Here is an 18,611-nt window from a genome sequence, read left to right on the forward strand (position 1 = left end):
TTCACCCGGCCGTCGCGCCCCGGACGGTGCCCAGCTCGGGGAAGGCTCACCCGCCGCCACGGCAGACCCCGCTACGAACACGACGGCCGCATGGTCGGGTACGACGGTCGACTCGGCTGGTCCGGTGTCGGCTATGAGGAGATCTGCATCGCTGCGACGTATCAGCCGGGGGTGCTTTCAAGCAGTCGAGGAGAGGAGGGCGGCGGCTTCGGTGGTCGTAATGAGTTGCCGGGCGCCGATCATACGGCGGGCCACGGTCAGCCCAGCCTGGTGTGTGGCGTCACCGGCTTCGGAGGCGCAGGCATCGGTGACGATCAGCGGGGTGATGTTCGCTTCGAAGGCGTCGGCCGCGGTCTTCAGGACGCACGAGTCGGTGGCGATTCCGCACAGCACCACGGTGTCCCAGTCTTCGTCACGGAACTCGCCGATGATGTCGCGGGGGAGGGCGCTGTACGTCACCTTGTCTATGACCTGGGTGGCGCGTGCGGCGTAGGGCGCCAGAGCGGGGACGATGTCTGTCTCCGGGGCGTTGTGGAGCGCGGTCCAGTCGAGCAGGCGGGCGAAGGGCGACTCGGGGTGGTTGAAGTAGCGGGAGAACAGCACGGGCGCGCCTGCTGCTTCCCACTGGTCGATCAGGCGGGCGATGACGGGCACCACGTGCCGGCTGTGGTCGTTGACGAAGCCGTTCTGCACGTCGATCACGAAGAGGGGCGTGGTGCGGAGATCCACCCGGGACCGCCTTCCTGTCAGCCGTCAGTTCAACACAGTGCGTCCTAGGCCGACTTCAGCCCATCGAGCAGCTTACTTGTCGCCAGAATCGTCTTGCGCATCAGACGGAGTTGCACCGTCTCGACCGGTCCGTACTGTGTGAGTTGAGAGTACGCGGCCGCGAACTGGCATGTCTGCATCTCGTGGCATGACTGGTTCTTGACCACGCTCCTGGAGGGCTTGGACGTATATGAAGGCGGCCCGCAAGGCGTGTACTTGAGCTCGAGGTCGGAGATTTGGTGGTGCTCAGTACGCGTTCGGCGGGCGGCGGGTGGTAGCCGAGGCCGGTTCCTTTCAACCTCCCCATTCGGCCGGGGGTTCTACGGGTTCAGACATGACATGGGTGGCCTCCGAGCTAGTTGGGTGGGAGCCTGGTGGAGCGGTACGAGATCGAGACGTTTCTGGCGTTGGCCGAGGAGCTGCATTTCGCGCGGACCGCGGAGCGTCTGCACGTTTCGCCGGGCCGGGTCAGCCAGACAATCAAGGCGCTGGAGCGTCGCATCGGCGGGGCGTTGTTCGAGCGCAGCAGCCGCCGTGTGGTCCTCACTCCGATCGGCCAGCAGCTCTGTGACGAGCTGCTCCCGGCGCACCAGCAGATCCAGCGGGCCGTCGCCAATGCGATGGCGGCCTGCACGGATGTCCGCGGTGTGCTGCGCGCCGGCTTCACCGCCCCGTGGTCCGGCAAGCTCCTCGCGCAGGCCGCGGAAGCCTTCGCCTCGCGTCATCCCCGCTGCTTGGTCGAGCTCCAGGGGGCGACGTACAACGCCGCGATCAGAGCGCTGCGTCAACAGAACGTCGACCTGGTGATCGCCGAGCCACCCATCGAAGAGCCCGACGTCATCGTGGGACCGGTCCTGTTCTCCGAGCACCGCGCCCTCGTGGTGCCCGCCACACACCCCCTGGCGGCACGGGAAACGGTGTCGCTGGAGGACCTCGCCCTACTGCCCCTGATCACGGCGGTCGGCGTGTCTCCAACGTGGCGCGAGGCATACTTCCCACGTCGTACACCCCAGGGAGAGCATGTCGAGCATGGCCCGGCCGCATCCGGCTGGGAGGGGGTACTCGCGCTGGTCGGCGCGGGTAATGGAGCCACCGTGGCCACCGTCAGAGCAGGGCGATACCACGCCCGGCCTGACATCGCCTATGTCCCGTTCGAGGATGCTCCGCCCGTCGAGTACGCGCTGATGTGGCGGGACGAAGACCTATCAGCCGGACTCCAGGTCTTCATCCAGACCGTAGCCGACCTCGCCCAGCCGACCAGCGGTTCGTTATGCCTCCGCGCCCCGGTGCCCGGCCCGGGGTAGCGTCAGTGTCGCGGCCGCCGTCGCTACGAGCCCGGCCGCCGCGAGCAGCACACTCCACCGCATCCCGGCCAGGAACGTCTGCGCTCCCGCCAGCAGTGCGCCGTATACAGCCACCGCGATGGCCCCGCCGACCTGGCGGGCGGTGTTGAGGACCGCGCCCGCGGTGCCTGCCCGGTCCGCGGGCATGGCGTCGAGCAGCATCGCGGTCAGCGCCGGCACCGTCAGCGCGCCGCCGAGCCCGACCGGCACCATCAGCAGCGCCACCGCCCACACGTCGGTGTGCGGACCGACCGCGGTCAGCGCCACCAGCCCAGCTGTTCCGACCAGTTGTCCCGCCACCATCGGCACCCGCGGGCCGAAACGGCCGGCGAGCTTTGCCGAGGCCAGGTTCACCACGGCGACCAGTGCCGTCATCGGGATGAACATCAGGCCCGCGTGCAGCGCCGACTGCCCGCGTTCCTGCTGTAGATAGAGACTGAAGACGAACACTCCGCCGTAGTAGGCGGCATTGAGCATGAAGCCGACCACCAAGGACACCGCCACCACCCGGGAGCGGAACAGCGGCAGCGGCAGCATCGGATGGGCGCCCTTGGCCTGCGCGGCGAGGAAGGCGGCCGCCCCGGTCGCGGCCACCAGCAGCGACGCCACCACCGTCGGCCTGCCGAAGCCGTCGGCGCCACCCTCGATCACGCCGTAGGTCAGCCCGCCCATCGCCGCCACCGCCGTCACCTGCCCGATCGTGTCCAGGCGCGAGGGCAGCCGTGGCGAGGCAGGTACGCGGGTGAGCAGGGCGAGCGCCAGCAGACCCGCCGGCAGGTTGACGAAGAAGATCCAGCGCCAGCCCACAGAAGCGGTGAGCGCCCCGCCGAGCACCGGCCCGGCCGCCACCGCGACCGCGCCGCCCACCGTCCACATGGCGATCGCCCGGGCGCGTTGGGCCTGATCGGGGAAGCTCTGCCGGACCAGCGCCAGCGACGCCGGCATCATCACCGCCGCCGCGGCCCCCTGCACGAGCCGGGCGGCAACCAGCACGCCGAGCCCGGGCGCGAAACCGCACGCCGCCGAGGCCAGCGCGAACAGCACCAGCCCGCCGCCGAACGCCCGCCGCGCCCCGATCCGGTCCGACAGCGCCCCCGCGGAGAGCATCAGGGCGGCGAACATCAGCGTGTATCCGTCCACCACCCATTGCAGCCCCGACATGCCGCCGCCGAGGCTGCGACCGATGTCGGGCAGCGCGACCGTGACGATCAGCGCGTCCAACGAGATGAGGAAGAAGCCCAGCAGGGCGGCGCCGAGCACCACCGGCGATCCGCCCCGGGCGGCGAGCGGCGACGAGGCGGCGAGTGACGTGGGAGCGGAGGTGGCCTTCATCGGCGAGCCGCCTGGACGGGCAGGTCCTTGTTGCCGTCGCCCCACGTCGCGGTCATCACCACGGTATCGATCAGCCAGCGGTCGCCGGTACGGGCCAGCTCCCACCGGTATGCGCCGCCGAGTGTCCACAGCGGCGCCCCGTGGGCGGTGGCCAGGCGATGGGTGGCCTGGAAGGAGGCCGTGCACACGGCACGGTCGCCGTCGAGTTCGACGAGCTGGTTGGCGATCAGATGCTGGGTGGCGTCGAAGCCGCCGAGCGTCGAAGTCCAGGCGTCGACGATCTCCTGCGGGGTGAGCTGGGCCGGCTCACCGCCGCCCAGGCTGGTGTAGTCGAGCAGCACCTTGTCGGCGAACAGGCCGCGTAACTGCTCCCATTCGCGGCGATCGGCGTGCACAGCCATGCGGGTGCAGGTCTCGGCGACCGCGTACTTGGACTCGAGGGACTCGGACATGGTGGGTGGTCTCCTGTCGGTGGTCGGGGGGTTCACAGCGTGCGGGCGAAGTGCTCGGCCGCCGCGTCCGCGGCGAGGCCGACTTGCGGCCCCTGGTCATAGAAGTCGAACTGGATGCCCTCGGTCCACAGGAACTCCCGCTCCCCGGCGAGGCCGTCGTGGAAGCGGCGCGCACCGTCCGGGATGGCGGCATCCTCGCTGTGTACGAGCAGCACGGGCGCGGTGACCTTCGGGGCGATCGCGACGGCGTCGAAGTCCAGCCACTCCGACCAGGCCATCACGGCATACCGGTTGGGCCACTGCGGAATGCCGCCGCGCTCCGGGTTGAGGTAGAAGTCGATGTCGAAGGGCATCGCAGCGTCCGGGTCGCTGCCGCTGACCACCGGCACATAGGCGACCTCGCCGGTCTCCTCGTACCGCCGCCGCGCCGCTTCCGCCGCCGCCTTCTTCGCCTCAATGCCCTCCGGCCCGCCGTAGTTCTCCTCGCAGATACGGCGGTCGTGCAGCCACGGCGCTACCAGGGCCAGCGACCCCACCCGCGCGTCCTCGGCGGCGAAGGCGCTCGCGTACATCGCCCCGGCGCACACCCCCAGCACTCCCAACTGCCCGCCGCCTACCGCCGGATGGGCACTCAGGAAGTCGGCCGCCGCCCGCAGGTCGTGGATTTTCAGCACCGGCGACTCGTAGTCGCGCGGCTCGCCCTCGGACTCGCCGTATCCGGTGAAATCGAACGCCAGCGCCGCATAGCCGCGCCGGGCCAGCTCCTCCGCGTACCGGTCGGCCATCTGCCCCCTGACGGATGTCCAGGTCCCGGCGACCACGACGCCCACCAGCGGACCTGCCGCGCCGCCGTCGGCAGGGTCGGAATCGGCGGGGTCCGGCAGAAAGAGATGACCGGCGAGCTTGGCCGCTTCGCCAGCAAAGCGCACCTGTTCACGCACGGGCATAGCAAGGCTCCTTGGGAGTGGGGGATGTATGGCATGTCGGGATCGACGGCCGGTAGAAAGCCGGTGGGTGAGTGAGCTCGCGATGCCCGGTGTTGAGCACCCGCCGACGCTTACACGCTGACATCCGACGGCACCTCGAACAACGCCCGGTATGTAACGCCAGGTTGAGCAGGGCTAAACCAGCCCGCCGCTCAACGGCGCCCGGAATCAGAAAGCCGGACCACGCACGTCTCCCCCCATCGCCGGCTAAAGCCCAAGGCCGTGAAGTTACGGGCTGATTGGCTCTGCCAACAGGATGTCGATGGTGAGGGCGGTCTGGTGGGCGTGGCGGTCGACGCCCAGGCTTTTTGTAGGCGTAGCGGGACAGGGGGCGTTTGACTGCGCGGGGGCTGAGGCGGAGCCGTCGTCGGGGCATGAGGGCGTCGAGGACTGCCCGGCCGATGGTGCCGATAAGGTCGATGACGGTGTCGGCGATCACACCCTGGGCCTGGATGATGTGGTCGCGGGCTGTGTTCAGGGCGACGGAGAAGCTGCACCGGTCGGGATCGGTGCCGGTTGCCTGGGCGGCGCCGGGGTCTGCCCATGTTCCGGGAGCAGTCACCGGCAACGGATGCACGCCCTGAGCAGATACCCGCGCATTCCACAGCCCTGCCGGCTGCACCACTCGGCGGGATGCCGTCACCGGCCGCCCGGCTCTCACCGGGAGTGGTCTCGCGCTCCCCAGGCCCGCAGGCGGGCAATTCCCGTCGGCACATGCGCTGTTCGTGGTGGCCGGCCCACCGCCGCAGCGGCGCCCATGGCCCGCTGTCGGCCGGACGGCGGTGGTCCGGTCACCGTCCGGGGTCCGGACGGTGTGAGCGGTACACCTCGCCGCCCGTGGAAGGCGGGCGCGAACGTGGAGGGCGGCCGCGGGGACTGGGCGGTGCGCGGCGGCGCCGAGTTGACGTGACGGGGAGTAGGAGGCCGGCCTGACGTGAACACCATCTTGCCCGTGTGCCGCAGGGAGGACGGTGCAGGCGTGGACGGCGGCATCCTCGACACTGTCGTGACCGAGGTCTTCTCGGTGCTGCGTAGACGCGACCAGCGCCGTACCGCCGAGCAGTACCTGCGCGCCCTGTTGGCCGCCAAGGGGCGCAAGTCGGTCCGCAATCTCGCCACGACGTGCTCCGACGGGGCGGCCGAACAGCGGTTGCACCACTTCGTCAGCGCCTCCCCCTGGGACTTCGGCGAGGCGCGTGCGGCGCTCGCCCGGCTCCTGGACCGGCTCGCGCCCGCCCAGGCCTGGGTGGTGCGGCCGCTGGTGATCCCGAAGGCCGGCAACCGGTCGCCGGGAGTGCGTCGGCGCTATGTCCCGGAGGTCGGGGGGAGTGTCAACAGCCAGCTCGCCTATGGCCTGTGGCACGCCTCGGCGGATGGCGACGCGCCGGTCGGCTGGCGGCTCCAGCTGCCCGGCGACCGGCTCTTCGACCCGCACCCGCGCCGGCGCGCCGGCCTTGCGGAGGACCGTGTCGAGGAGGCGCCGGCCGTGTGTGCCGTGAGCGCCGCCCTCGGTCCGATCCGAGCCTGGGGGCTGGCGGCCCGGCCCGTGGTGATGGACCTGAGCGAGGTCCCGCCGGCCGTCCTGCCCTGGGTGTTCCGGAGCTTCACCGAGGCGGCGGCTCCCCTCCTGGTACGGGTGAGGGACACGACCCGGGTGATCCCCGTCAGGCCTGCGCTTCCCTCGTGGTCGGGCCGCGCGATTCCCCTCCGGGAGTTGCTGCGCGCCACCCCCCAACCCAGGCGCCCGGTGGCGCTCCCCCAGGGCGGTGCCTCCGCGGCGCTGCTGCGGGTGCGGCTGCCCGGCGGTCCGCTGTCCGGCATCGGCGACGCGCGGCCGAGCGGGCCGCCCGCACCCGCGTCGCGCGCGGACGACCTGCTCGTGCTCGCCGTCTGGGACGGTGCCGGGCCGGTCCGGGGGCGCGTCTGGCTCACCGGTCCGACCCGGCTTCCGCCGAGGCAGCTGCTCCGGCTCGCCCAGTTGCAGGACCGGGTGGCGGCCGCGGCGGCGGGCCCGGGGGAGCAGGTGGGGCTGCGGGACTTCGAGGGCCGCACCTACCTGGGCTGGCATCGGCATATGACCCTTGCCTCGGCGGCCCATGCCGTCCTGGCCCTGTCCGCCGCGCCGCACGGGTGCAGGCCCTCGGGGCAAGGCGGTCCGCTCGCCTGACCCGCCCCGGCCGGCGCGGGTCAGTGGCCGAGGCTCTTGCGGGTGCGGTGCAGGCGCAGGGCGAGCTGGATCTCCAGGGACTGGGCGGGCGTCTGCCAGTCGGGGCCGAGGAGTTCGGCGATGCGTTCCAACCGCCGGGACACCGTGTTCGGGTGGACGTAGAGCGCCTCGGCGGCGTACGTCGGGCTGTTGCTCGCCTCGAAGTAGGCCTCCAGGGTCCGCACCAGTTCGGTGGAGCGCTGCTGGTCGTAGTCGAGCACCGGGCCGATGGCCGAGCGGACGAAACCGCAGACGTCCAGGTGGTCGGAGAGCAGCAGGCCCAGAAACCCCAGATCGGCGGCGCTCGCCGAGGTGCCGCGTGCGCCGAGCGAGAGCAGGGCGCTCAGGCAGCGGTTGGCTTCCTTGCAGGTGTCCCGGACGTTCAGCATGCTGGTGACGGGACCGGCGGCCGCGACCGTCGGCGCGTGGTCGAGCAGCGGTTTGAGTTCCTGCGCGACGCGCCGGGCGAGTGCGCTGGGATCGCGGCCGGGCAGCAGCAGGGTCAGGGTGCCCTCGAGCACGGTCTTGAGGCCGCCGACGCTGTGGGCGTGAGACGACGCCCAGACCACGGCCCGGCCCTGCGAGCCGCCCTCGGTGCGGATCACCATGACGACGTAGGGCGCGTCCGGGTCCAGGCCGAGGCCCTGGCAGCGCTCGCGCAGCGCCCGCGGTTCGTGCGGGGCGTCGCCCACCAGGTCGTCGAGCAGCTCGTCGCGGAGCGAGCCCTCGGCGACCGCCGTGCTGCGCTGCATCACCAACAGGGCGGCCACGGCCTGGGCGACGGTGGCGAGGAGGCGGTCGGCAGACCGGGTGCCGGCCGTCGCGGTGGGCGCCGCGTCGCCCGGGTCGGGCGCGCCGCCGGCCTCCGGCCCCGTACCGGCTTCCTGTCCGCCATCGGCCGCCTGCCCGGGGCCGTCCCCCTGGTGGGTGCCGGTCTTCTGCCGAGCACAGACGAGGAGGACTCCCAGATGCTCGGTGCCCGCCTGGATCGGCACCATCCGTATACCGTCGGGCAACTCCACCACGGTGCCTTCGGCATGGGCGTCCAGGGACGAGCGCAGCAACAGCTCGTCGTCGATCTTCGGTGCCTGGGTCGCCCCGGCGAGCCAGTCCCCGAAACTGTTGCGTATGTGCACCGTGCCGCCCAGTAACGCCGTTGCCTCCGTGGTGAGTTGGTGCAGGGTGCAGCCGCTCAGGATCAAGCCGAGCAGATCACGGTAGGTCTCGGCGACCTGCTCGGCGTCGGCGAGCGCACCGCGCGAGCGGATGCCGTCCGTCTCCAGCGAGTCGACCGAGGCCCGTACGTCGTCCAGGAGCCGGGCCTTCTCGATGGCCACGGTGGCAAGGTCGCCGAGCGACCCCATCAACGACAGTTCGTCCGGCGTGAAGTAGCGGACCTCGCGGTCGGCGGCGTACAGCACACCGAACCGTGAGTCCCCGTGCCGCAACGGGACCGCGAGGACGGCGCGCAGACCTTCCGCACGGATCACCTCGTCGATCACGGGCGCGTGGTGGATCCGCTCGTCGGGCAGATAGTCGGGCGTCCAGAACGGCGCCGCGTGTTCGGTGGCGGCGGCTCCGATCCCGGCCTTGGTGGGCACCTCGAAGCCCACCGTCAGGGTGGAGGCGTGCCCGTCGGCCGCGCGGACCACGGACGTCGCGGTGTCGGGGAGGTGCAGGCTGACATAGGCCATGTCGAGGTTGAGCAGTCGCCGGGCCCGGCGGCAGGTCAGCTGCAGCAACTCGTCGAGATCGTAGGGACGGGTCAGATCCCTGGCGGTGTCCACCAGGGCGGACAGGCCCGCCGCGCGCTGCTGGCGGCGGTTGAGCTGGGCCTGGACCTCAAGGGCGAGACGGTGCACGGTCTCCAGGCGGGTGAGCCGGTCCGGCTCGGGGGGCGGCGTCGCCCCACGGGCCTGCTCAAGGAGCGAGTCGAACTCGGGCAGGGGTGCTTCGCGGGCCAATAGCGCTAAAAAAGCGACGACGTCGTCGTCACGGATATCCCCCATTGGTGCTTCGTCCTCCCCGCACGACAGCCACCACAGTCACCGAAGCCTAGGGTGTCAATTGACGCTCAATCAAGAAAGGTTGAGTCAAGAGGGACTCTGCCCCTCTTTGTTCCAGTTGGCCGAATATCGGCGCGGATTCGGCTGGGAGTGCACCGGTAGGTTTCGACAACAACGCTTTCCCGCTAACCAGGTGGCCGGGCCACCTCCCTTCTCAAGTGGCGCTTGCGCCAGGGTGGTCGCACGACGACAACCAGGGGGAACGGGATGCGGACAGCTCCGCTGAGACAAGTGCAGGACTACAGGAGATCGCTCGACCGGTGCACGGCCTCGCGCACCCGCGCGGATCGGCCGAGGACCTTCTCGCTCTGCGGCAATGACTGGGATCTGCTCGATGACGTCTTCGCACCGGTGGACTCGCCGTCGACCCGGATCGCCCTGGAATTCCTCGGGCTCGACCCTGCGTCGGGCGCCCGGGCCAGCGGCTCCTTCCTTGAGATCGGCTGCGGTGCGGGAGTGATCGCGGTCAGTGCGGCGCTCGCCGGTCACACGGTTTCCGCGGCCGACATCAACCCGGCCGCAGTACGCAATACGATGCTGAACGCCACGCGGCACCGCCAGGCCAGCCGGTTGCGCGTGCTGCACAGCGATCTCTTCACCGCGTTCCACACCGACGATCGGTTCGACACCGTCTTCTGGAGCTCCAATTACGTGCTGGCGCCCGAGGACTTCAGGTACCGCGCCGTCACCGAGAGCTCCTATGTCGATCCTGGCTATGCCACTCACCGCCGCTATCTCATCGAGGCACCGCTGCGGGTCGGTGCGGCGGGGCGGGCGCTGCTGCACTTCAGCAGCCGCGGCAGCCTGACGGAACTGTGCGCCATCGCCCAGGAGTGCGGGCGTGAGCTGACGATCCGTCGGTTCAGCTCGGTGCGGGAGGGCGACGACGTGGTCGACCACATGCTCCTGGAGGTCGGGGTGTGCGGGCGCGAGGGCGCGACCGGGCCGGTGGCTCCCGCGGGCCTGTCGGCGTGAGGGCCACAGGGACGACGGCTGTGCGTACGCTCCTGGTGGACAACCATGATTCCTTCACCCACAACCTCTTTCACTACCTGGCCGAGGTCAACGGCCAGGAGCCCGAGGTGATCCCCAACGACTTCCCCTCGTGGCGGCCGGGCCACCTGTCCGCGTTCGACAACGTGGTGCTCTCACCCGGCCCCGGACACCCGGCCCGCAGCGAGGACTTCGGCATCTGCGCGGCGATCGTCGGCACATCGACGCTGCCCGTGCTGGGTGTGTGCCTCGGCCATCAGGGCATCGCGCTGGCCCACGGAGCCCGGGTGGGGCTCGCGCCGCGACCGGTGCACGGGTACACCTCGCCGGTGCGGCACCTGGGCACCGGGCTGTTCGCCGGGCTGCCGCAGGAGTTCCGGGCGGTCCGCTACCACTCGCTCGCCGTCGACCGGCTGCCCGACGACGTGGAGGCGATCGCGTGGACGCCCGACGGTGTGCTGATGGGGCTGCGCCACCGCCACCGCCCGCAGTGGGGCGTGCAGTTCCACCCCGAGTCCATCGGCGGCTTCGACGGGCACGCCCTGCTCGACAACTTCCGCCGCCTGACCGAGCGGCACCGCCCGCACGGCCGCACGGTCCACGCCGCCCCCCGGCGCCCGGCGACGCCCGGCGCCCGGCCCGCGCAGCGCCGCCGCCTGCGCGTGCGGGTCAGGGAAGTCCCGGTGAGCTGGGGCGCCGAGCAGGCCTTCGACGCGCTGTTCCGCGCGGGTAGGCACGCCTACTGGCTCGACAGCAGCCGCCCCGACGCGGACACCGGCCGCTTCTCGATCATGGGTGGTGCCTGCGGACCGCTGGGGCGGGTGGCCCGCGCCGACGTGTGGAAGGGCACGGTCACGGTCACCGGCCAGGGCGGCGCGACGCGCACCGAACACCGCCCGTTCCTGTCCTGGATCGAGCAGGACCTGCGCGCCATCCAGGTCGAAACCCCGGACCTGCCCTGCGAGTTCACACTCGGCTGGGTCGGCTACCTCGGCTACGAGCTGAAGGCCGAGTGCGGCGGCGAGCGAACGCACCAGGCGCAGGACCCCGACGCGCTGATGGTCTTCTCGGACCGGGCCCTGGTCCTTGACCATCTCACCGGCCGGGGCTATCTGCTGGCCCTGGAGGAGCCCGCTTCCGCGTACGACCAACGTCCCTGGCTCGCCGACGCGACGCGCCGGCTCGCCGCGCTCCAGGACGCGCCCGCGCCGCCGGAGCCGCCGGCCCCCTTGCAGGCCGGTCCGGGAGCGGGGGCGCTGAGGCTGCGTCACGACCGGGACGAGTACCTGCGGTTGATCGACGAATGCCGGGAAGAGGCAACGCGGGGGGAGAGTTACGAGATCTGTCTGACCAACATGGCCGAATCCGACACCACGACGACGCCCTGGGACGGCTACCGGCGGATGCGCCGCGCGGCCCCCGCCCCCTACGGCGCGCTGCTCTCCTTCGGCGGGCTGTCCGTCCTGAGTACGTCGTTCGAGCGGTTCCTGCGGATCGACCGCCACGGCCGCATGGACTCCCGCCCGGTGAAGGGCACACGTCCGCGCGGGGCCGACCCGGGGCAGGACGCGGCGCTCCGCGCGGACCTGCTCGTCAACGCCAAGGACCGGGCGGAGAACCTGATGATCGTGGACCTGGTCCGCAACGACCTCGGCCGCTGCGCGCGGGTCGGCTCGGTCCGCGCGGACGACCTCTTCCGCGTGGAGTCGTATGCGCGGGTGCATCAACTCGTCTCCACCGTCACCGCGCGAAAACATCCCGACGCCGACGTGGTGGACTGCGTGCGGGCGGCCTTCCCGCCGGGCTCGATGACCGGCGCGCCCAAGCTGCGCACGATGCGGATCATCGACCGCCTGGAGCAGGGGCCGAGGGGCGTCTACGCCGGGGCGATCGGATACCTCTCGCTGAACGGCACGGCGGATCTGAGCGTCGTCATCAGGACGGCCGTGATGCGCGGCGCCCAGGTGCGCTACGGCGTGGGCGGCGCGATTCTCGTGGGCTCCGACCCCGAGGCGGAGTTCGAGGAGACCGCGGTCAAGGCCGCGCCCCTCACCGCCCTGACCGGCGCACCGTTCCCGGGTGAGCCCGTCCGGGCACCGGCCGCGCGGTAAGGGCTCCGCGGCAGGTGTCCGCACCTGCCCGAGGGCGTGTCCTCACGTGCCGGACACGTCCTCGGGCCCGTCCGGCTCGGGCGCGGCCCGCAGCGCCTCGGCCTCGCGGGCCACCAGGTACGCGTCGAAGGCCGGCGCGGCGGCCCGCGCCTGGGCCGTGTTCCGCGCCGAGTACTGTCCGCCCAGCGTGTCACCGGCGAGCGGCGCGTCCCAGGTGCGGGTGCGCAGCACCGCGAGTCCGGGGGCGCTGACCGTGTTCCACGCGACGTACCGGGCGACCTGTTCGGGCTCCGTCAGCTCCGTCCACATCAGCCGCTGCGGCTGGGCGCCGAGGCGCGCCGGCGCGGCCCAGTCCTCCTCGCCGAGCCGCTCCTCGTAGATCCGGTAGAGCCGCCGCGCCAGGGCCTGTGCCGCCTCGTGATGTCCGGCCCGCTCGAACCGGCCGACCGGGACCGAGGCCACCGAGGCGAGCCCGGCGAGATCGAGCCCCCCGGCCGCGGCGCGGTGCAGACCGTGGATCCAGGCGTCGAGGACCTGCCGGTAGCGGTCCTCGGAGGTGACCCCCGCCGCCTGCACACCGACCCCGGTGGCCAGGCACTCCTCGATGAGCGTGATACCGGCCCGGGTCCCGGCGTTCACCCTGACGAGCAGCCCGGGGCGGGCCACCGCCCGCCGCAACTCCTGTGCCGCGCCGCCGTCCGCCTCGGGCAGATCCACGCTGACCAGGCCGTCGCGCCCCTCGCTCGACTTGAACACGTCCGCCAGCACATCGCAGGCCCAGCGGGTGTCGTAGGCGCGCAGCGCGGCCAGCGCCGCGTCCCCGGTGACCCCGCGATGTGCGAGCTGGTCGAGCTGTTCACGGTAGGGGGAGTCGGGGCGCGCGGCGGCCCGTGCCAGGGCTGTCGCATCGATGGTCGCGCCGACCGCCAGACCCTCCGCCACCAGGCCGGCGAACGTGCCGTCGGCCAGTGCGCCGCGATCGAGGCCGGCCGCCCATAACGCGACGCCCTCCGCCGTCAGTTGTCGGGCAAAGCGACGACGGTCCATCGCATCGAACTCGTTCATGACGGAAGCGTAGGAGCGTCCGACCCATGTGTCGCCCCGCCGGATACGACTCCGTCATCTCTCCGGCGCGCCACGAGCGGGCGTGGCCGGCGGGTGTGTGCCGCCAACCACCTGGTGCGGGGAACGGGTGGCCGGGCCACCTCCCCGGGGCTGCCCCCGCTGGGCGACGGTAAGGGCATCAAGGCGGCGGGCCGGTAGGGCCCGAGCCCTGCTGACCTCCGTCATTACGAGTCCGAGGAGTGATCGGACGTGCCTGCAACGCGTCGTGCTTCCCCCCGTTCCAGCCCCTGGGCGTTGTCGGCGGACCACCATGTCGGCGGCGAGGTGCTGCGGGTGTGGGAGCGGCCGGGAAGCCCGAAGGGCGCCCCCCGCATCGTGCTCGCGCACGGTTTCGAGGAGAACTGGGACACCTGGCTGCCGCTGGCCGAGCACCTCCCGCCACAACTGCGCCTCACCGCCCTGGACCTGCCCTGGCGGGCCGGCTCCAGCTACTCCTGGACCGAGCGCGGCAGCTCCACGGTCTGGCTGGAGCGGGCGCTCGAACTGCTCGCCGAGCCGCCCGCGGCGATCGTGGCCCATTCCTTCGGGGCCAGCTCCCTTCTCGAACTGCTCACCAGGAGCGCGCAGGTCGCCCAGGTGCCCGCCGTCCTGGTGGCTCCGGTCTACCGGCCGCACGACCGGGCCGTCGACGAGAACTTCTTCGCGGACGCGGTGCTCCGCTTCCGGGGCGTGCTCGCCGAGGGCATGGCCGTGCAACTCGGGCCGCGCGCCCGACGCCTCGACGCGGGGCTGCGCGAACTGATGCAGAACAAGATCCGTGACCGGGTCGAACCGCACGGCTTCCTGCAGTTGTACGCGATGCTCGCCCGCTCACCCCGCCTGGCCCTGGACCGGGTCACGGTCCCGGTGCAACTGATCAGCGGCATCGACGACCCCTCGGCACCGCCCACGGCGGTCGACCGGCTGCGGTCCGGACTAAAGGATCTGACCATCCATCAGGAATGGGGCCTCGGGCATTTCTGCCAGGTCCAGCAGGCCCCGAAGGTCGCGGCCGAGGCGCTCGCCTTCCTCGGCGCGCTCGGCATCGGCCGCTTCGATGCCGCCGGCATCGGCCGCCCGGCCGATGCCCTTCGCGTCCAGGAGGCGATGAGCGCATGAGTACCGCCGAATCCCGCACCGCCGACTACGACGTCGTCATCAGCGGAGCCAGCGTCGCCGGGTGTGCCGCGGCCATCCTGCTCGCCCGCCGGGGCGCCCGCGTCGCTCTGCTCGACCGCCGCTCGGACCCGGCCGCGTACAAGGTGCTGTGCACCCACTATCTGCAGCCCTGCGCCCTGCCGGTGCTCAAGGAGCTGGACCTGGTCGAGGCGCTCGAAGAGGCGGGTGCGGTGCGCAACGAGGCGCGCTGGTACACCCGTTGGGGCTGGATAGAACCCAAGCCCGGACCCGACGGCGAGCCGCTGCCCCACGCCTACAACGTGCGCCGCCAGACGCTGGACCGGATCGTGCGGGAGCGGGCCGCGGCCACGCCCGGCGTCGACCTGCTGCTCGGCCACACCGTGGTCGGCCTGCTCCGGGACGGCGGCCGCACCACGGGCGTCAAGGCCGACTGCGGCGGGTCGGGGGAGCGCGAGCTGCGGGCCCGCGTCGTCGTGGGCGCCGACGGCAAGGACTCCGCCACCGCCCGCCTGGCCGGCGTGCCCGTCAAGACCCATGCCAACGAACGCTTCAGCTACTTCGCCCACTTCGAGGACCTGGAGCTGGTCGGCGGCATCACCCAGTCCTGGTTCCTGGAGCCGGACATGGCCTATGCCATGCCCAACGACGGCGGCGTGACCGTGGTCGCCGTGATCCCCTCGAAAGAACGCCTGCCGCAGTTCCGCGCGGACCTGGAGGGCGCCTATCTCGACTTCGTACGAGACCTGCCCGAGGCTCCCGCGATTGACCGGGCCACCCGCGTATCGAAGATCATCGGCACGGTCAACTACCCCCTGATGTCCCGCCGTCCCGCCTCCCCGGGCCTGGCCCTCATCGGCGACGCCGCCCTCACCAGCGACCCGCTGTGGGGCGTCGGCTGCGGCTGGGCGCTCCAGTCGGCGTCCTGGCTGGCCGATGTGCTGGCCCCGGTACTGGCCGCGGCCGGCGGCGCGGACGAGATCGACAAGGCCCTCGCCGGATACGGGCGCAGGCACCGCGGCGCGCTGCGCGGGCACCAGCACCTCATCGCCGACTACGCCAAGGGGCGCCCGTTCAACGCCTTCGAACGCCTGATGTTCTCCGCCGCAGCCCGCAACGACGCGATGGCCCGGCACATGCACCTGTTCGCCTCACGGCTCGTCGGACCGCTGCGCTTCCTGAACCCCGGCGCCCTGCTTCGGGCGCTGTGGGTGAACCTCACGCACCGTCCCACCCGCCCCGTACCCGCACCCGCCCCGTCCGGGGAATCCCCGCGGTTCCGCACCGTCGCCTGAGCCGGCACACCGAGCCCGCCAGCGCACTTCACCGAGAGGAATGCGTCATGAGTACCCCCATCACCATCACCCGCACCGAGGCCGAGCAGATCCGCGAGATCGTCATCGACGTCCTCGAACTCGACGACGGCGAGCTGACCGGCACCAGCCACTTCGTCGACGACCACGACGCCGACTCGCTCCTGGCCATCGAGATCCTCGCCCGCATCGAGCGGGACCTCGGCGTGATCATCCCGCAGGACGACCTGGCGGAGCTGACCACCCTGGAGAACGTCTACACCATCGTGGCCCGGAACAAGGCCGGCGGCGGCGATGCCTGAACAGACGTCCCACAAGCCCCGGCCGGCCAGCCAGCGGGTCGTCGTCACCGGCCTCGGCGCGGTCAGCAGCGCCGGGCTCGGTGCCACCGAGTTCACCGCGTCCGTCCGCGCGGGCCGGCGCAGCACCTCACCGATCCGCTCCTTCGACACCACCGGATTTCCGCACGTCCACGCGGGAGAGGTGCACGATTTTGACCCCGGCCAGTGGCTGCGCCGGATCGACCCCGAACGCTGGGGCCGCAGCGCCCAGTTCGCCGCGTCCGCCGCCCGGATGGCGGTCGAGGACGCGGGCCTGACGGCGGAGCAGGTCGCCGCCGCACGGGCCGGTTCGGTGATGGGCACCACCAGCGGCGAGTCCGCGGTCATCGAGCAACTGGTGGGCGAATGGGTCACCGACGGCCTCAAGTCGCTCTCGCCGCACCTGGTCGCGGCCGCGCCGGCGCAGCGCATCGCGGCGGCCGTCAACACCGAACTCGGCCTGACCGGCGAGGCGTTGACCCTCGCCACCGCCTGCTCGGCCAGCAACTACGCCCTGGGATACGCCTTCGACCAGGTCGCCTCCGGCGAAGCCGAGTACATGCTGGCCGGGGGCGCCGACTCGGTGAACCGCTGGGCGCACGCCGGCTTCTACCGGCTCGGCGCCCTCGCCGAGGAGGTCTCCCGGCCCTTCGACGCGGACCGCGCCGGCATCCTCACCGCCGAGGGCGGTGTGGCACTGCTCCTTGAGCGGCACGACCACGCCGTGGCTCGCGGCGCCCGGATCTACGCGGAGATGCTCGGATACGGCGTCAACTGCGACGCCGAACACATGGTGCACCCCGACCCGACCAGCATCGCGGCATGCATCCGGGCCGCCCACCGCAGCGCGGGCGTCACACCCGACGAGATCGACTACATCTGTGCGCACGGCACCGGCACCCGCACCAACGACGCCACCGAGGTGGCCGCCGTACGCGACGTGATCGGGGACCGGCTGCCGCCGATCAGCTCCCTCAAGTCGATGATCGGTCACACGATGGGCGCGGCCAGCGGATTCGGCGCGCTGATCTGCTGCAAGGCGGTCCACGAGGGATTCCTGCCCCCCACCGCCAACCTGGAGCAGGTCGATCCCGCCCTCGGCCCCGGGGTCGACCCGGTGCCGGGCCGGGCCCGCCCGGCCGCCCCCCGCGTGGTGCAGAACCACGGGTTCGCCTTCGGCGGCAACAACGCCATCACCATCTTCGGGAGGGTCGAATGAGCACGGCCATGGCCCTCGGGACGACCCCGCTCGCCATCACCGCCGCAGGCGTGATCACCCCGGCCGGGCTCGGCCTGGAACGGCTCGGCGCCGCCCTCGCCGAGGGCCGGGTCGCGCCCGGGGACGCGTCCGCCGTCACCGAGGCGTCGCTCCCGCCCTGCCCGATCCAGGTCGTCCCCCACCTGCCGGTCGAGGAACTCCTGGGCCGCAAGGGGAACCGGCAGCTCGACCGCACCACCAAGCTGGCGCTGATCGCCACCCGCCTCGCCCTCGATGTGGCCGGGGCCCGAGGCACCGGCCCCGCCACCACCGCGCACAGCGGCGTCGTCCTCGGCACCAGCACCGGCAGCATCCGCAGTTCGAGCGAGTACTCGCGGGAGACGCTCGAGTTGGAGAAGCCCTACCTGGTGAATCCGGGCCTGTTCCCGAACACCGTGATGAACTGCGCGGCCGGACAGATCGCCATCCGCAACGACCTGCACGGCGTCAACGCCACCCTGGCCGGCGGGCACCTGTCCGGGCTGCAGGCCATCCGCTACGCCCGCAACGCGCTGCGCCAGGGTCACGCGGACCGTCTCCTGGTCGGCGGCGTCGAGGAGTTCTGCGCGCAGAGCGCCTGGGGCTGGCACCGCTCCGGGGCGCTGTCGCCGGACGCGGCGATCGGCGAGGCGGCGGCGATGCTGCTCGTCGAGCCGCTGCACGCGGTCCGCGAGGAGGACCGGATCGCCCAGATCCTGGCCTGCGAGGTCGCCTTCGGCCCGCAGGCCGGCCGCGAAGCCGGCGGTCTGGCCGCCGTCCTTGCCCGGGTGATCGGCGAGGCCCTGGAACGCAGCGGCGTGCAGCCCGCCGAGGTGGACACCGTGTCGCTCGGCGCGAGCGGCCAGGTCGGCCTGGAACGCATCGAGGAACGCGGCGTCCGCGCCGCCCTCGGCGGCACGCTCCCGCCGCAGGTCATCCGCGTCAAGCGGGTCCTGGGCGAGTGCTTCAGCGCCGGCGGGGCGATCCAGATCGCCGCCGTGCTCGCGCAGTGGCAGGGCGAGGACGCCGCCGCCGAGGGCCGGCCCGCGCTGGTCACCTCGGTCGGCGCCGACGGTTCCGTGGGCTGCCTGGTCCTGCGCCGCTGAGCCGGGGGGGGGGGGGGGGGGGGGGGGGGGGCCCCCCCCCCCCCCCCCCCCCCCGCGCCCCCCCCCCCCCCCCCCCCCCCCCCCGCCCGAGGACACCCCCCGCCGCGACCCACCACACCCGCAGCGGCGCGCGCCCC

General features: G+C 72.1%; 15 protein-coding genes. 9 read left to right on the plus strand and 6 right to left on the minus strand.

Going from position 1 to position 18,611, the window contains the following annotated elements; translation table 11 throughout:
- Positions 1-177 precede the first annotated feature (177 nt).
- Complete coding sequence (locus tag ACIBK6_RS32605; protein ID WP_399055375.1) at positions 178-729, minus strand: isochorismatase family cysteine hydrolase; 552 nt, start codon at positions 727-729, stop codon at positions 178-180.
- A 413-nt stretch (positions 730-1,142) separates the two neighbouring features.
- Between ACIBK6_RS32605 and ACIBK6_RS32610 the strand changes: the two genes are divergently transcribed.
- Positions 1,143-2,072 (plus strand): LysR family transcriptional regulator, encoded by a 930-nt coding sequence (locus tag ACIBK6_RS32610; RefSeq protein WP_399055377.1) that lies wholly within the window; start codon positions 1,143-1,145, stop codon positions 2,070-2,072.
- On the opposite strand, the gene ACIBK6_RS32615 is transcribed toward ACIBK6_RS32610, so the two are convergent.
- The 3 genes from ACIBK6_RS32615 to ACIBK6_RS32625 are packed head-to-tail and all read right to left on the minus strand — an operon-like array spanning position 2,037 to position 4,842.
- Positions 2,037-3,443 carry an MFS transporter gene (locus tag ACIBK6_RS32615; RefSeq protein ID WP_399055379.1) on the minus strand — a complete coding sequence of 469 codons (1,407 nt, stop codon included), beginning with the start codon at positions 3,441-3,443 and terminating at the stop codon, positions 2,037-2,039. The two genes, ACIBK6_RS32610 and ACIBK6_RS32615, sit on opposite strands and share 36 nt — an antisense overlap.
- Positions 3,440-3,895 carry a nuclear transport factor 2 family protein gene (locus ACIBK6_RS32620; protein WP_399055381.1) on the minus strand — a complete coding sequence of 152 codons (456 nt, stop codon included), beginning with the start codon at positions 3,893-3,895 and terminating at the stop codon, positions 3,440-3,442. Before ACIBK6_RS32620 ends, ACIBK6_RS32615 begins: the two co-directional genes overlap by 4 nt.
- Before the next feature lie 32 nt (positions 3,896-3,927).
- Positions 3,928-4,842 (minus strand): alpha/beta hydrolase, encoded by a 915-nt coding sequence (locus ACIBK6_RS32625; RefSeq protein WP_399055383.1) that lies wholly within the window; start codon positions 4,840-4,842, stop codon positions 3,928-3,930.
- A 973-nt stretch (positions 4,843-5,815) separates the two neighbouring features.
- On the opposite strand from ACIBK6_RS32625, the gene ACIBK6_RS32630 reads away from it, so the two are divergent.
- On the plus strand, positions 5,816-7,048 hold the full coding sequence (locus ACIBK6_RS32630) for an IS701 family transposase (protein ID WP_399055385.1): 1,233 nt from the start codon (positions 5,816-5,818) through the stop codon (positions 7,046-7,048).
- 20 nt (positions 7,049-7,068) lie between these two features.
- On the opposite strand, the gene ACIBK6_RS32635 is transcribed toward ACIBK6_RS32630, so the two are convergent.
- Positions 7,069-9,096, minus strand: a complete 2,028-nt coding sequence (locus tag ACIBK6_RS32635; protein ID WP_399055387.1) for a helix-turn-helix domain-containing protein — start codon at positions 9,094-9,096, stop codon at positions 7,069-7,071.
- Between the two features lie 288 nt (positions 9,097-9,384).
- On the opposite strand from ACIBK6_RS32635, the gene ACIBK6_RS32640 reads away from it, so the two are divergent.
- Both ACIBK6_RS32640 and pabB read left to right on the plus strand, forming a co-directional pair.
- The gene (locus ACIBK6_RS32640; RefSeq protein ID WP_399055389.1) at positions 9,385-10,128 is read left to right on the plus strand and encodes a methyltransferase domain-containing protein; all 744 of its coding nucleotides are present in this window, start codon (positions 9,385-9,387) and stop codon (positions 10,126-10,128) included.
- Between the two features lie 20 nt (positions 10,129-10,148).
- Positions 10,149-12,257 (plus strand): aminodeoxychorismate synthase component I, encoded by a 2,109-nt coding sequence (pabB, locus tag ACIBK6_RS32645; protein ID WP_399055391.1) that lies wholly within the window; start codon positions 10,149-10,151, stop codon positions 12,255-12,257.
- A 42-nt stretch (positions 12,258-12,299) separates the two neighbouring features.
- On the opposite strand, the gene ACIBK6_RS32650 is transcribed toward pabB, so the two are convergent.
- Positions 12,300-13,322 (minus strand): transaldolase family protein, encoded by a 1,023-nt coding sequence (locus ACIBK6_RS32650; RefSeq protein ID WP_399055393.1) that lies wholly within the window; start codon positions 13,320-13,322, stop codon positions 12,300-12,302.
- A 249-nt stretch (positions 13,323-13,571) separates the two neighbouring features.
- Here ACIBK6_RS32650 and ACIBK6_RS32655 point away from each other — a divergent pair, with 249 nt between their 5' ends.
- From ACIBK6_RS32655 to ACIBK6_RS32675, 5 genes are read left to right on the plus strand one after another with little or no spacing between them, the layout of a single operon-like run.
- Positions 13,572-14,480, plus strand: a complete 909-nt coding sequence (locus ACIBK6_RS32655; RefSeq protein ID WP_399055395.1) for an alpha/beta fold hydrolase — start codon at positions 13,572-13,574, stop codon at positions 14,478-14,480.
- Positions 14,477-15,793, plus strand: a complete 1,317-nt coding sequence (locus ACIBK6_RS32660; RefSeq protein ID WP_399055397.1) for an NAD(P)/FAD-dependent oxidoreductase — start codon at positions 14,477-14,479, stop codon at positions 15,791-15,793. Before ACIBK6_RS32655 ends, ACIBK6_RS32660 begins: the two co-directional genes overlap by 4 nt.
- A 47-nt stretch (positions 15,794-15,840) precedes the next feature.
- Positions 15,841-16,113, plus strand: coding sequence for an acyl carrier protein (locus ACIBK6_RS32665; protein ID WP_399055399.1), 273 nt, complete (start codon positions 15,841-15,843; stop codon positions 16,111-16,113).
- Positions 16,106-17,350: a beta-ketoacyl-[acyl-carrier-protein] synthase family protein gene (locus ACIBK6_RS32670; RefSeq protein WP_399055401.1), complete on the plus strand. Its 1,245-nt coding sequence runs from the start codon at positions 16,106-16,108 to the stop codon at positions 17,348-17,350. The genes ACIBK6_RS32665 and ACIBK6_RS32670 overlap by 8 nt, the downstream gene beginning before the upstream one ends.
- Positions 17,347-18,474 carry a beta-ketoacyl synthase N-terminal-like domain-containing protein gene (locus tag ACIBK6_RS32675; RefSeq protein ID WP_399055403.1) on the plus strand — a complete coding sequence of 376 codons (1,128 nt, stop codon included), beginning with the start codon at positions 17,347-17,349 and terminating at the stop codon, positions 18,472-18,474. Before ACIBK6_RS32670 ends, ACIBK6_RS32675 begins: the two co-directional genes overlap by 4 nt.
- Positions 18,475-18,611: the final 137 nt, after the last annotated feature.

Origin of the sequence: Streptomyces sp. NPDC050485, assembly GCF_044458185.1 — a bacterium.
Classification (GTDB): Bacteria; Actinomycetota; Actinomycetes; order Streptomycetales; family Streptomycetaceae; genus Streptomyces.

Excerpts from the sequence above, each read along its gene's own strand:
- ACIBK6_RS32615 (WP_399055379.1), bottom strand. The coding sequence starts at position 3,443 with ATGAAGGCCACCTCCGCTCCCACGTCACTCGCCGCCTCGTCGCCGCTC.
- ACIBK6_RS32620 (WP_399055381.1), bottom strand. The coding sequence starts at position 3,895 with ATGTCCGAGTCCCTCGAGTCCAAGTACGCGGTCGCCGAGACCTGCACC.
- ACIBK6_RS32625 (WP_399055383.1), bottom strand. The coding sequence starts at position 4,842 with ATGCCCGTGCGTGAACAGGTGCGCTTTGCTGGCGAAGCGGCCAAGCTC.
- ACIBK6_RS32635 (WP_399055387.1), bottom strand. The coding sequence starts at position 9,096 with ATGGGGGATATCCGTGACGACGACGTCGTCGCTTTTTTAGCGCTATTG.
- ACIBK6_RS32650 (WP_399055393.1), bottom strand. The coding sequence starts at position 13,322 with ATGAACGAGTTCGATGCGATGGACCGTCGTCGCTTTGCCCGACAACTG.
- ACIBK6_RS32660 (WP_399055397.1), top strand. The coding sequence starts at position 14,477 with ATGAGTACCGCCGAATCCCGCACCGCCGACTACGACGTCGTCATCAGC.
- ACIBK6_RS32665 (WP_399055399.1), top strand. The coding sequence starts at position 15,841 with ATGAGTACCCCCATCACCATCACCCGCACCGAGGCCGAGCAGATCCGC.
- ACIBK6_RS32670 (WP_399055401.1), top strand. The coding sequence starts at position 16,106 with ATGCCTGAACAGACGTCCCACAAGCCCCGGCCGGCCAGCCAGCGGGTC.
- ACIBK6_RS32675 (WP_399055403.1), top strand. The coding sequence starts at position 17,347 with ATGAGCACGGCCATGGCCCTCGGGACGACCCCGCTCGCCATCACCGCC.